Here is a 13,258-nt window from a genome sequence, read left to right on the forward strand (position 1 = left end):
ATGATCCGCCTGAAGCGGATTAGTGTGCATGAGCAATAACTGAGGGAAACGGAATCGGCCGGAGCCTAAAGCAGCGGTATCGGCACACTGCGGATTTGCAGGCAATACGGCGCACTGCGGATTTGCAAGCAATTCTTGCGTTTTAAAATTGTTTATGATATACTCACTAAATGGCTGCGTAGCCATGGAAATGCGCTATTATTCAGCCTTTTTGGCATACCGGAAGGTTTGCCGTCGGGGCTGATGCTTTAATAAGCTATGAATGCCGAGAGAATTTTTATTCATATAAGGAGGATTTGACAAGAATGAGCGTCAAAGTAGAAAACCTGGAGAAGAGCATGGCAAAGCTCACCGTCGAAGTATCCGCTGAGGAATTCGAGAAAGCAATGCAGAATGCATATCAGAAACAGAAAAAGAATATCAGCATTCCCGGATTCCGCAAGGGAAAAGTTCCGAGACAGATGATCGAAAAGATGTATGGCCCGGGAGTTTTCTATGAAGACGCGGCAAACTCAATCCTTCCTTCCGCATACGCTGACGCTGCGAAGGAGAGTGGCCTTGATATCGTATCACAGCCGAAGATCGACGTTACGCAGATCGAGAAGGGCAAGGATTTCATCTTCACCGCAGAGGTAGCGGTAAAGCCTGATGTTGTTCTCGGCGAGTACAAGGGTGTTGAGGTTCCGAAGACCGATACTTCCGTAACAGATGAGGAAGTGGAGAAGGAACTCGAGGCGGATCAGAAGAAGAATGCCCGCGAGGTTACCCTTGAGGATGATCAGGAAGCGGCGAAGGATGATGTCCTTACGCTGGATTATGCGGGAACCGTTGACGGCGTTGCTTTTGACGGCGGCACAGCAAAGGATCAGACGCTGAAGCTCGGCTCCAATACCTTTATTCCGGGATTTGAGGATCAGCTCATTGGTGTAAAGACCGGAGAGACCAGAGTAGTAAAGGTTACCTTCCCGGAGGATTACCACGCAGAAGAGCTGAAGGGCAAGGATGCAGAGTTCACCTGCACGGTCAAGAAGATCGTACGCACCGAGATGGATGAGCTGAATGACGAATATGCCCAGGATCACTCCGAGTTTGATACTCTGGATGAGTACAAGGCAGATCTCAAAAAGCAGATCACAGAGCGCAAGGAAAAAGAAGCAAAGCAGGCCAGAAAGGACAATGGAGTATCCAAGGCGGCTTCCAATGCCACCATCGAGATCCCGGAGGCAATGCTTGACACCCGTGCCGATGAGATGGTTCAGAATTTTGCGAGAAGACTGCAGGCACAGGGAATGTCTCTGGAGCAGTACATGAAGTATACCGGCGCGGATGTAAACCAGATGCGCGCGCAGGTAAAGCCTCAGGCAGAGATTCAGATCAGAAATGAACTGGTTCTCGAGAAGATCGCGGAGACCGAGAAGATCGAAGTGACCGATGAGGATGTGAATAAGGAAATTGAGAATATGGCGAAAGCCTACAACATGAAGGTTGAGGATATTTCCAAGCTCATCGATGACGAGCAGAAGGAGAGCATCCGTAAAGAACTCGCCGTTCAGAAGGCTGCAGATCTGATCGCTGACAATGCCGTTGAGGTAGAGAAGAAGGAAGAGGAAGCAGCGCCGGCTGAGGAGAAGAAAGAAGAGGAATAATACATGCCGTTAGTTCCATATGTTATTGAGCAGACGGGAAGAGGAGAGAGAAGTTACGACATCTATTCCAGACTGCTGAAAGACAGAATCATTTTTCTTGGGGAAGAGGTTTCCGATGTTTCTGCAAACCTGATTGTTGCGCAGATGCTGTTCCTGGAATCCGAGGATCCGGGAAAGGACATCCATCTGTATATCAACAGCCCGGGTGGTTCCGTAACCGCAGGAATGGCGATTTACGACACCATGCAGTACATAAAGTGCGATGTATCGACGATTTGTCTTGGAATGGCCGCAAGCATGGGGGCATTTCTGCTCGCCGGCGGCACAAAGGGCAAGAGACTTGCTCTTCCGAACGCGGAGATCATGATTCATCAGCCGTCAGGCGGCGCTCAGGGCAAGGCAACGGATATTGAGATCGTAGCCGAGCAGATTCTGAAGATAAAGAGACGTATGAATGAGATTCTGTCCCAGAATACGGGACAGCCGCTGGAAAAGGTTCAGCATGACACAGAGCTGGACAACTATATGACAGCCGAGGAAGCAAAGGCATACGGTCTGATTGATAACGTAATTACAAATCGGTAAGTGCATGTGAGGGTGTTCAGAAATGGGTTGATTTTGATCCGATTTCGGGATGCCCTTCATGTGTATATTGGGAAATAAAAGAAAGAGGTAGAAGATTTGGCAAATAAAGGAAATGAACCGAAGATCAGATGCTCCTTCTGCGGAAAGACAGAGGATCAGGTCCGCAAGCTGATTGCCGGTCCGGGCGGGGCATATATCTGTGATGAATGCATCGGTATCTGCTCGGAAATCATCGATGAGCAGTTCCACACTCCTTCGCCGGCAGGCAGTGAGATTAATCTGATGAAGCCGGTGGAGATCAAGGAGTTTCTGGATGATTATGTAATCGGGCAGGACGAGGCCAAAAAAGTCCTGTCTGTTGCTGTGTACAACCACTATAAGAGAATCCTTTCACAGCAGGAAAGCGATGTGGAGCTTCAGAAAAGCAATATCCTGATGCTGGGACCAACTGGCTCCGGAAAGACCCTTCTGGCACAGACGCTCGCCAGAATGCTGAATGTTCCCTTTGCAATCGCCGACGCTACGATGCTGACAGAGGCCGGGTATGTGGGTGAGGATGTGGAGAATATTCTTCTGAAGCTCATTCAGGCCGCGGATTACGATATTGAGCGCGCGGAGCACGGTATCATCTACATCGATGAGATCGACAAGATCACCAGAAAATCCGAAAATCCTTCTATTACAAGAGATGTTTCCGGTGAGGGCGTACAGCAGGCACTTCTGAAAATCGTCGAGGGAACTGTCGCAAATGTTCCGCCGCAGGGAGGAAGGAAGCATCCGCACCAGGAGTTCCTTCAGATTGATACGACAAATATTCTTTTTATATGCGGAGGAGCCTTCGAGGGACTGGAGAAGATCATCGAGGCGCGGAAGGACACAAAGAGCCTGGGATTCGGCGCGGATCTCGGAGTCCGGCAGAAGGAAGATATGGGCGCGATCCTGCACGAGGTGATGCCGGAGGATCTGGTGAAGTTCGGCCTGATTCCGGAGCTTGTCGGACGTGTACCCGTTGTAGTGACGCTGAATGGATTGGATGAGGATGCCCTGGTTCACATTCTGAAGGAGCCTAAGAACTCTCTGGTAAAGCAGTATGTCAAGCTGCTTGAGCTGGACGGGGTGGATCTGACCTTTGACGACGACGCGCTTACTGCGATGGCGCAGGAGGCTATGCGCCGCAAGACCGGCGCGCGCGGTCTTCGCGCGATCATGGAAAAGACAATGATGGATGTCATGTACGAGACACCGTCGGACAATACCATCCGGTCCTGTGAGATCACCAGGGATGCCGTAGAGGGAAAAGGCAGCCCGATCATCGTTCACGGCGAGCCAAAGCCCGTTCCGAGAAGACAGATGAAAGCAAAAAATGCACGTTCTTCCAAGCGCATGCGGCCGGCCTGATGCGCTGCAGACGCGCAGTACCATTATGGAAAGGAATCACACGCGCAGATGAATGATACAGAATATGTGCTCCCGACCGTTGCTCTGAGGGGTGTAACCGTCCTTCCGGGCATGGTAGTGCATTTTGATGTAAATCGTGAAAAAAGCATACATGCCATTGAAGAAGCGATGGCGGAGGATAACCGGCTTTTTCTGGTGACTCAGAGAAAGCTTGAGGTGGCGGAACCGACGCTTGATGATCTTTACCGGATCGGGACGGTTTCCGAGATTAGAAAGATTGCGCGGCTTCCGCGCGACATGATACAAGTCACCGTGGAGGGCATTGACCGGGCGGAGCTGCTCGATTTTGAGTCTACCGATAAGTTTCTCCGCTCGAGGATATCCGTATTTGCGGACGACAGCACACCGGCAATTGATGATGACCGCCGGGAGGCGATGATCCGGAATCTGAAAGAACTTGTCAGCATCTATTCCGCGGGAGGAAGAAACCTTTCGAGGGAGCTGCTGATCAGAATCCTGGATATTGATCAGCTTGAAAAGCTGGTGGACCAGATCAGCATCAATCTGCCGGTCCCGTCGGAGAAGCAGCAGCGGCTGCTCAACGCTATCGGGCTGCAGGAACGCTATGATGTACTCTGTGAAACACTTGCCCGTGAGGCATCGGTTGAAAGGATTCGGTATGAGCTGCAGGAAAAGGTAAAGCAGAGACTCGATAAGAACCAGAGAGAGTATGTGCTCCGGGAACAGCTGAAAGAAATCCGGGAAGAACTCGGAGATGACAATACCCAGACAGAGATTGCAAAATTTAAGCGTCAGTGCGAGGAGCTGAAGGCACCGAAGGAGGTGAAGGACACTCTCCGCAATGAAATCCGCCGCTTTGAGAATACAGCCGGCAATCCTTCGGAGGGAGGAGTGATCCGGGGATACATCGAGACGCTGCTCGGCCTTCCGTGGAACAAAATGTCCCGGGACAACCGTGACCTGAAGAAGGCAAGACAGATTCTGGAGCAGGATCATTACGGCCTCGAGAAAGTCAAAGAGCGGATACTGGAATATCTGGCTGTCCGTCTTGTCACAAAAAAGGCGGACGCTCCGATCCTTTGTCTGGTCGGACCTCCCGGAACCGGAAAGACATCTATCGCGAAGTCTATTGCAAAGGCGCTGAATAAGGTTTTTGTGCGGATCAGTCTGGGAGGAGTCAGAGATGAGGCGGAGATCCGCGGACATAGAAGAACCTACATCGGAGCAATGCCGGGAAGAATCGCGGAGGGACTCCACCATGCCGGCGTGAAAAATCCTCTGATGCTTCTGGATGAGATCGACAAGACAAGCAGCGACTACAAGGGGGATATCGCTTCCGCACTCCTGGAAGTGCTTGATCCGGAGGAGAACAGCCATTTTTCCGACCATTATGTGGAGGTGCCCATCGATCTTTCGCAGGTTCTTTTCATTGCAACGGCGAACGATGTCCAGACGATTCCGAGGCCGCTTCTCGACCGCATGGAGCTTATCGAGATCAACAGCTATACGGAAAATGAGAAAAAGCATATCGCACGGGAGCATCTCATACCGAAGCAGATTGAAGCCAATGGCCTGAAGAAGGGCCAGCTTGTGATTGAGGATGAGGCGCTGGATGAAATCATATCCAGGTACACAAAGGAGGCGGGAGTGCGTTCCCTGGAACGACAGATCGGTCATATCTGCCGCAAGACGGCACTCAGGATCCAGGAAGATGATGTAAAATCCGTCACGGTTACAAAAGAGAACCTTGAGGATTTTCTTGGAAGGGGTAAGTTCACCGTGAATATGGCGAATCCCAAACCGGAGATCGGAATTGTCCGCGGCCTTGCGTGGACGAGTGTCGGCGGAGATACACTTGAGATCGAGGTGAATGTCATGCCCGGTAAAGGGGAATTCCTTCTCACGGGGCAGCTCGGGGATGTCATGAAGGAATCCGCACGGACGGGGATCAGCTATATCCGGTCAGTCTCGTCAAAATATCAGATTCCGGATGATTTTTTCACGGGAAATGATATCCATATCCACATACCGGAGGGAGCTGTGCCGAAGGACGGACCGTCCGCCGGGATCACGATGGCGACCGCCATGCTTTCGGCAATTACTAAGAGACCGGTCCGCGCAGATCTGGCGATGACCGGAGAAATCACGCTTCGTGGAAGGGTGCTGCCGATCGGGGGACTGAAGGAAAAGCTTCTTGCGGCCAAAAAGGCCGGCATCCGTACAGTGCTTGTGCCGGCGGAGAACAAGCCGGATGTAATGGAAATGGATGCGGAGATCACGGAAGGCCTGGAGATTATCTATGTCAGCCGGATGGAAGAGGTTCTGGGGCATGCGCTGATCGCGTAATCCGGCAGATATGGAAGGGAGAAGATATGGTCATAAAGAACGCCGAGCTTGAAACAGTGTGCGGTGTCACAAGTAAGTTTCCCGTGAATACACAGCCGGAAATCGCATTCGCGGGGAAGTCAAACGTCGGAAAATCATCTCTGATCAATGGACTGCTGAACCGGAAGGCATTGGCGAGAACCAGCTCTCAGCCGGGAAAGACACAGACTATCAATTACTATCACGTCAACAACAGCTTCTACTTCGTGGATCTCCCGGGATATGGTTATACAACCGCGTCTGTCAATGTCAGACAGTCCTGGGGGCGGATGATCGAGAGATATCTGAAAATATCCGATCAGCTGAAGGCCGTGTTCCTGCTCATTGATATCCGCCATGATCCGTCGGCAAACGACAAGCAGATGTTTGAGTGGATTCTGTCCCGCGGATACGAGCCCGTGATCATTGCGACCAAGCTGGATAAGCTCAAAAGAAGCCAGGTTCAGAAGCAGATCAAGGCGGTTCGCGATGGACTCGGAATGCGGGAAGATGAAAAACTGTTTGCTTTTTCTGCCGTCACAAAGCAGGGAAGAGAGGAAATTCTTGATTACATCGGGGAATTGACAGGAGTTTCGGAATCATGAGCATCATTAAAGCGGATAATCTGAATTACGACTATCTTGAATACGGAGAGGACGGGGAAAAACCGGAGATCACCCACGCGGTCAAGGATGTGAATCTGAAGATCAGAGAGGGACAGTTCATCGCGATTCTCGGCCATAACGGCAGTGGAAAATCTACGCTGGCGAAGCATATGAACGCGCTGCTTATCCCTACGGGAGGGACGATGTGGGTGGATCAGATGGACACCCACGCTGATGATGAGGTGTGGGACATCCGGCAGAGAGCCGGCATGGTTTTTCAAAACCCGGACAATCAGATCGTTTCCTCTGTCGTGGAGGAGGACGTGGGATTCGGCCCGGAAAACCTGGGCGTTCCGACGGATGAGATCTGGAAACGGGTGGACGATTCGCTTCGAAAAACAGGGATGATAGCTTACCGGAGTCATTCGCCGAATAAGCTCTCCGGAGGCCAGAAGCAGAGAGTGGCGATTGCGGGCGTTATGGCGATGAAGCCGAAATGCATCATCATGGACGAACCGACGGCAATGCTGGATCCGAATGGCCGCCATGAGGTCATTCAGGCCGTGCGTGATCTGAACAAGAGTGAAGGAGTCACCGTGATTCTGATCACACATTACATGGAAGAGGTTATCTATGCGGACAATGTATTTGTCATGGATGAGGGAAGGCTTGTAATGCAGGGAACGCCCCGGGAGATTTTTTCACGGGTGGATGAGCTTCACAAGCTGCGTCTGGATGTCCCGCACGTCACACAGCTCGCGCATGCGCTTCGCCTGAAAGGGCTCGATATCCCCGAAGGCATTCTGAGCATCGATGAATTCGTTAATGCCATCATGAAAATCCGTGATGGAGAGACAGCTTCCGACGGGAAAGGGCAGGGGGAAAGAACATGTCAATCAGATTAGATCATGTGACTTATACATACAGCCCGGGAACCGCGTATGAGATGCATGCGCTCAAGGACGTTTCGCTCGAGCTCCCGGACGGACATTTTATCGGGATCATCGGACATACCGGAAGCGGAAAATCGACACTGATTCAGCATCTGAACGGGCTGATGCGTCCGACCTCCGGCCATGTTTATTTTAACAACGAAGACATCTGGGGCGAGAAGTATGACCGCAGAAATCTCAGGTTTCATGTCGGACTCGTCTTCCAGTATCCGGAGTATCAGCTGTTTGAGACGGATGTCATTACCGACGTGTGCTTCGGCCCTAAAAATCAGGGCCTTTCCGAAGAGGAACGTATGAAGCGCGCAGAGGAAGCACTGCATCAGGTCGGTGTGGATGAATCTCTCTTCCGGAAATCGCCCTTCGAACTTTCCGGCGGACAGAAGAGAAGAGTGGCAATCGCGGGAGTGCTCGCGATGAACCCGGACGTTCTGGTTCTCGATGAGCCGACCGCAGGTCTGGACCCTATGGGACGTGATGAGATCCTCAATACGGTCGCAGGACTGCAGAAGAAGAGGGGTATCACCGTTGTTCTGGTTTCACACAGCATGGAAGATGTCGCGGAATACGTCGATCAGCTGATTGTCATGAACCACGGGGAGAAGGCATTTGACGCGCCGCCCAGAGAGGTCTTTTCTCATTACAAAGAGCTGGAAAAAATGGGACTCGCTGCGCCGCAGATGACTTATATCATGCATGCGCTTAAAGAAAAGGGACTTGATGTTGATGTTCACGCCACAACAATCGAGGAAGCGGAAGAAAGCATCCTTCATGCGCTTGGGAGAAAATAAATGCTTAAAGATATTACCATAGGCCAGTATTACCCGGCGGACTCGCTGATTCATAAATTGGACCCGAGAGTAAAGTTTGTCGGAACACTTATCTATATCATATCTCTGTTTGTTTTTCACACATGGGGCTACGTTCTCGGAACAGTCTTCCTGTTTGCAGTGATCCATCTGTCAAAGGTACCCTTCAGCTTCATGGTCAGGGGACTGAAGGCAATCTGGGTCCTGCTGATCTTTACGATGGTGCTGAATCTCTTTCTCACGCAGGGGACGGTGATCTGGCAGTTCGGTATCCTCCATATTACAAGGGAGGGTATCAGCACAGCCGCAAAGATGGGCATCCGTCTTGTGTATCTGATTATCGGCTGCTCCATCATGACGCTTACGACAACGCCGAACAAGCTGACCGACGCGATGGAATCGCTGTTTCGTCCGCTGCGGAAGGTGCATGTGCCGGTGCATGAGATTGCGATGATGATGTCGATTGCGCTTCGCTTTATCCCGATTCTGATGGAAGAAACCGACAAAATTAAAAAAGCACAGATGGCGCGCGGGGCGGATTTCGAGAGCGGAAATGTCATCCAGAGGGTAAAGGCGATGGTTCCGATTCTGGTTCCGCTGTTTGTATCTGCTTTCCGCAGAGCAAATGATCTGGCACTTGCGATGGAAGCCAGATGCTATCACGGAGGGGACGGGCGTACCCAGATGCGTCCGCTTGTTTACCAGTCCCGGGATTATGCGGCATATGCGGTTCTTTTCGCATATCTCGCGGCGGCAATTGTGCTGCGGGCAGTGCTGCACTGGTGACAGAAGGCTGGATTGGAGATCGCGCTGAAAACGGTCAGCCGCAGGCCGGGATGAGGATCCAGAGATCATAAGCGGGAACGGAGATATTGGTAGAAAACATGAAACGTGTGATGCTGACCGTCGCATATGACGGAACCAATTACTGCGGGTGGCAGGTGCAGCCGAACGGGATTGCCGTACAGCAGGTGCTAAACGCGGCTCTCTCGGAGATTACAGGGGAGCAGATACATACCATCGGCGCGAGCCGCACCGACGCTGGGGTGCATGCCAGGGGAAACGTTGCGGTCTTTGACACGTCTGCCCGGATGCCGGGGGACAAGTATTCCTACGCGCTGAATACGAGACTGCCGGATGACATCAAAATCCAGGGTTCCCGGGAAGTATCGCCGGAATTTCACCCCCGCTTCACATCCACAGTAAAGACCTACGAATACAAGATTCTGAATCGCCGTTTTCCGGATCCGACGAGACGGAACGACACCTGCTTCCTATATGTTCCGCTGGATGCGGAGCGCATGGACAGAGCTGCCCGGTATCTCATAGGGGAGCACGACTTCCGGAGCTTCCAGGCGTCCGGCGAGACCAATCCGGACCGGAGCACGGTCCGCACAATCTATTCTGCCAGGGTCATCCGCGAGGAGGATCTGATTCGGTTCCGGATCTGCGGAAACGGCTTTCTGTACAATATGGTCCGGATACTGGCGGGAACTCTCGTTGAGATCGGTAAAGGAAGGACTGAGCCGGAGGAACTAAAGGGAATTCTTGAAAGCAGGGACCGTAGTGCAGCAGGACCGACGGCGCCCGCAAGAGGCCTGACGCTTATGGAAATTAAATATCCGGAGTGGGAGCCGGATTTTTTCAACAGGAAGCAGAAAGCTACGGCGGAGAAAATCTGACAGCCCATGATGCCCGGGTAAATGTACGGTATAGGCTGAGATAAGAATTGTGCGATAGTGGAGGCAGGGAATAAAAAATGAATTCTGACTTGGCACTTCTGCTCAGGACCGCGGTGATCCTTAGCATAACCTTTTTGACGGTATATTTTGTCCGCCGTTTCTTCAGGGGGCTGAATAAGCGAACACAGAAACAGAGCCTCTATAATAAATTTCTGCAAAGTATTCTCACCGCGGGGATTACCATTGTCGGCGTGTACTCCGCGCTGGGTTCTTTTGAAATCGCCAAGGAAATCAGTACGACGGTGCTGCAGAGCAGCGCATTGCTCATTGCGGTTGCGACCTTTGCGGCACAGCAGACGCTTGGCAATGTGATTTCCGGTTTTTCTCTTTCCTCCTCCAAGCCCTGTGATATCGGACAGAAGATTCAGATCAAGAGTGCAGGGACGGTAATTGCAGAGGGAATTGTCCGTGATATGACCGTGAGGCATGTCGTGATCGAGCAGGCGGACGGACAGATGTGTATCATTCCGAACAGTGTGGTGGACGGTGCCGTCATCGTCAATATGAGCAACCCGGATACGGTCGCAACCTTTGTGGAAGTAGAGGTCGATTACGCGACGGATATCGAGAAGGCAAGAGCTGTTATCATGGAAATCCTGAAAACAGAGCCGCTGGTTGTGGAGGCGGAAAAAACCTCTGTGCTTGTCAGTTCGCTTACGGCAAATGGCATGCTGCTGAAGTTTGCCGTGTACACCAAGGATATTATGGAGAGTTATCTTGCGTGCAGCAATGTGCGGGAGAGGATCGTAAGTGAATTTGAAAAAGCGGAGATTGTGATTCCGTATAATACGGTCACCATAGACACCACACCTACCACAAACCCTGCCATAAACGCTGCCACAAACCTTGCCACAGATCCGCAGAATTAATATAAGAGACAGGCAGAATTAATATAAGAAAGTACTTGACAGAAGTTTTTCAGTATTATAAACTAGTTCAGTGTGACGCGGGACGAGTGTGCCTGCCGTGTCTCCCAAACACGTCATGTGACATTTTGAAACGCGACATACAGAGCATCCATTATGATCGAAAGCCTAAGGTCGGATGTTCCGGTGCATGACCATACGGACAGTGGAGATTGCATCAAGCTATCATTTAAATAACGAATCTTACAGCCGCGCTGTGCGCTGTAGTTCATTCATGCAGGAGGTTGTTACCATGAAAACATATATGGCTAATCCGGATAAGTTAGAGAAGAAATGGTATGTCGTTGATGCTTCCGGAATGGTTCTCGGACGTCTTGCTTCTGAGGTCGCTTCTGTTCTCAGAGGAAAGAACAAGCCGGAGTTCACTCCGAACGTAGACACCGGAGATTATGTAATCGTTATTAATGCAGAGAAGATCAAAGTAACCGGCAAAAAGCTGGAGCAGAAGATCTACTACAGACATTCTGATTATGTTGGAAGTCTGAAGGAGACAACTCTGAAGGAGATGCTTGCAAAGCATCCGGAGAGAGTTATTGAGTTCGCTGTTAAGGGAATGCTCCCGAAGGGACCTCTCGGAAGAGAAATGATGACAAAGCTTCACGTATACGCAGGTGCTGAGCATCCTCATGCAGCTCAGAAACCGGAAGTGCTCACATTCTAACTAAGGGAGGTAAAGACAAATGGCTAACGAAAAGTATTATGGAACCGGAAGAAGAAAAAAATCTATTGCCAGAGTTTACCTTGTACCGGGTACCGGCAAGATTACTGTAAATAAAAGAGATATCGATGATTATTTCGGACTTGAGACTCTGAAGACAATCGTTCGTCAGCCGCTCGTTGCTACGGACAACACAGACAAGTTCGATGTACTGGTTAATGTACATGGCGGTGGTTTTACCGGTCAGGCCGGCGCGATCCGTCATGGTATCTCTCGTGCGCTGCTTCAGGTTGACGCCGAGAACAAACCGACGCTGAAGGCGGAGGGTTATCTTACTCGTGATCCTCGTATGAAAGAGCGTAAGAAGTACGGTCTCAAGAAGGCTCGTCGCGCTCCGCAGTTCTCTAAACGATAATCAAACAGACTCCCCGCGGAATCTGTTATCAAGGCTCTCTGCTGTCAAGGCGGGGAGTCTTTTTGATTACCGCAGCTGCGCTGCGGCCTGCTCGTCACTGTGGACTCGCAGGTACTCGCGGAAGATGTGCCACAGGCACATCTTCTGGCCGCTCGTACAGTTCTCAAAGAGATCATCAAACAGACTCCCCGCGGAATCTGTTATTAAGGCTCTCTGCTGTCAAGGCGGGGAGTCTTTTTAATTACCGCAGCTGTGCTGCGGCCTGCTCGTCACTGCGGACTCGCAGGTACTCGCGGAAGATGTGCCACAGGCACATCTTCTGGTCGCTCGTACAGTTCTCAAAGAGATCATCAAACAGGCTCCCCGCGGAATCTGTTATCAAGGCTCTCTGCTGTCAAGGCGGGGAGCCTTTTTGATTACCGCAGCTGCGCTGCGGCCTGCTCGTCACTGCGGACTCGCTTTTTTGTTCTAACAGCTATGAGCGTTTTCATATACTTTTTGGATTTCCTCCGGCAAGTGGTCGGGAATCAGTGCCTTTAGTCTGTCCTCACTGCCGTCCTGGATCGCCTGCTCATAATACCAGCACTTGAATTTCAGCATATCCAATACCCGGTTCATGTGCGCAATCTCTGCTTCCATGTGGGCTTTCCGCTCCTCAAACATGGCCTTGCGCTGTGGATAGGTGGACGGCCCTTCTACACACCAATCCATGAATTGCCGGATGTCCTTGATTTCCATGCCGGCTTTTTTCAGACATTCAATGACCCGGAGTGCTTCAATCTCCGTGTCACTGAATTTGCGGATGCCGGATACTCGTTCCATGTTCGGAAAAAGTCCCTGCTTGTCATAATAGCGCAGCGTTGAAATAGGCAATCCGAACATCTCTGCCACCTGTCCAATTGAATACATAAATTTTCCTCCGAAAATTTTCAAAAATTATCTTGACCTAAAGTTAGGTTTAGGCGCTACCATGAGAATACTACAGAGAATATCAAAATGCAAGGAGTGTTCTGCGATGAATAAAAAGGTTATAAGCCATAAATGATAAAGTCCTGATGTACCACAAATGAAAATGTCCCGATTATGGTAGAATATTACTTTCTATAATCTATCAGATCGGAGGACATAGCTTATAAGAA

At 50.9% G+C, this 13,258-nt stretch carries 13 protein-coding genes; 12 read left to right on the forward strand and 1 reads right to left on the reverse strand.

The annotated features are described in order from the left end of the window. Nucleotides 1-305: 305 nt before the first annotated feature. The 12 genes from tig (at nucleotide 306) to rpsI (ending at nucleotide 12,119) form a co-directional block, all read left to right on the forward strand. Nucleotides 306-1,646 (forward strand): trigger factor, encoded by a 1,341-nt coding sequence (gene tig / locus ACTNDI_RS12910; RefSeq protein WP_441101379.1) that lies wholly within the window; start codon nucleotides 306-308, stop codon nucleotides 1,644-1,646. A 3-nt stretch (nucleotides 1,647-1,649) separates the two neighbouring features. Then, the gene (gene clpP / locus ACTNDI_RS12915) at nucleotides 1,650-2,231 is read left to right on the forward strand and encodes an ATP-dependent Clp endopeptidase proteolytic subunit ClpP (RefSeq protein WP_441101380.1); all 582 of its coding nucleotides are present in this window, start codon (nucleotides 1,650-1,652) and stop codon (nucleotides 2,229-2,231) included. 96 nt (nucleotides 2,232-2,327) lie between these two features. Beyond that, a complete protein-coding gene (gene clpX / locus ACTNDI_RS12920) occupies nucleotides 2,328-3,629 on the forward strand; it encodes an ATP-dependent Clp protease ATP-binding subunit ClpX (RefSeq protein WP_441101381.1) in 1,302 nt (433 codons plus the stop codon). A gap of 48 nt (nucleotides 3,630-3,677) precedes the next feature. After that, entirely contained in the window at nucleotides 3,678-5,996 is a 2,319-nt protein-coding gene (gene lon / locus ACTNDI_RS12925; protein WP_441101382.1) for an endopeptidase La, read from the forward strand. A 26-nt stretch (nucleotides 5,997-6,022) separates the two neighbouring features. After that, nucleotides 6,023-6,619 (forward strand): ribosome biogenesis GTP-binding protein YihA/YsxC, encoded by a 597-nt coding sequence (yihA, locus tag ACTNDI_RS12930; RefSeq protein ID WP_441101383.1) that lies wholly within the window; start codon nucleotides 6,023-6,025, stop codon nucleotides 6,617-6,619. Continuing rightward, nucleotides 6,616-7,524, forward strand: coding sequence for an energy-coupling factor transporter ATPase (locus tag ACTNDI_RS12935; RefSeq protein WP_441101384.1), 909 nt, complete (start codon nucleotides 6,616-6,618; stop codon nucleotides 7,522-7,524). Before yihA ends, ACTNDI_RS12935 begins: the two co-directional genes overlap by 4 nt. Further along, complete coding sequence (locus ACTNDI_RS12940; RefSeq protein ID WP_441101385.1) at nucleotides 7,509-8,360, forward strand: energy-coupling factor transporter ATPase; 852 nt, start codon at nucleotides 7,509-7,511, stop codon at nucleotides 8,358-8,360. The genes ACTNDI_RS12935 and ACTNDI_RS12940 overlap by 16 nt, the downstream gene beginning before the upstream one ends. Beyond that, a complete protein-coding gene (locus ACTNDI_RS12945) occupies nucleotides 8,361-9,164 on the forward strand; it encodes an energy-coupling factor transporter transmembrane component T family protein (protein WP_441101386.1) in 804 nt (267 codons plus the stop codon). A gap of 98 nt (nucleotides 9,165-9,262) precedes the next feature. Next, nucleotides 9,263-10,060: a tRNA pseudouridine(38-40) synthase TruA gene (truA, locus tag ACTNDI_RS12950; RefSeq protein WP_441101387.1), complete on the forward strand. Its 798-nt coding sequence runs from the start codon at nucleotides 9,263-9,265 to the stop codon at nucleotides 10,058-10,060. 77 nt (nucleotides 10,061-10,137) lie between these two features. Further along, a complete protein-coding gene (locus tag ACTNDI_RS12955; RefSeq protein WP_441101388.1) occupies nucleotides 10,138-10,989 on the forward strand; it encodes a mechanosensitive ion channel family protein in 852 nt (283 codons plus the stop codon). Nucleotides 10,990-11,278: 289 nt separating this feature from the next. Beyond that, entirely contained in the window at nucleotides 11,279-11,707 is a 429-nt protein-coding gene (gene rplM / locus ACTNDI_RS12960; RefSeq protein ID WP_441101389.1) for a 50S ribosomal protein L13, read from the forward strand. A 19-nt stretch (nucleotides 11,708-11,726) separates the two neighbouring features. Beyond that, nucleotides 11,727-12,119: a 30S ribosomal protein S9 gene (gene rpsI, locus ACTNDI_RS12965; protein ID WP_441101390.1), complete on the forward strand. Its 393-nt coding sequence runs from the start codon at nucleotides 11,727-11,729 to the stop codon at nucleotides 12,117-12,119. A gap of 468 nt (nucleotides 12,120-12,587) precedes the next feature. Here rpsI and ACTNDI_RS12970 read toward each other — a convergent pair whose 3' ends face one another. Then, nucleotides 12,588-13,028, reverse strand: coding sequence for a MerR family transcriptional regulator (locus ACTNDI_RS12970; RefSeq protein WP_441101391.1), 441 nt, complete (start codon nucleotides 13,026-13,028; stop codon nucleotides 12,588-12,590). Between the last annotated feature and the right edge of the window lie 230 nt (nucleotides 13,029-13,258).

The organism is Bilifractor sp. HCP3S3_D3, from assembly GCF_052063915.1.
In the GTDB taxonomy this organism is placed as follows: domain Bacteria; phylum Bacillota; class Clostridia; order Lachnospirales; family Lachnospiraceae; genus Bilifractor.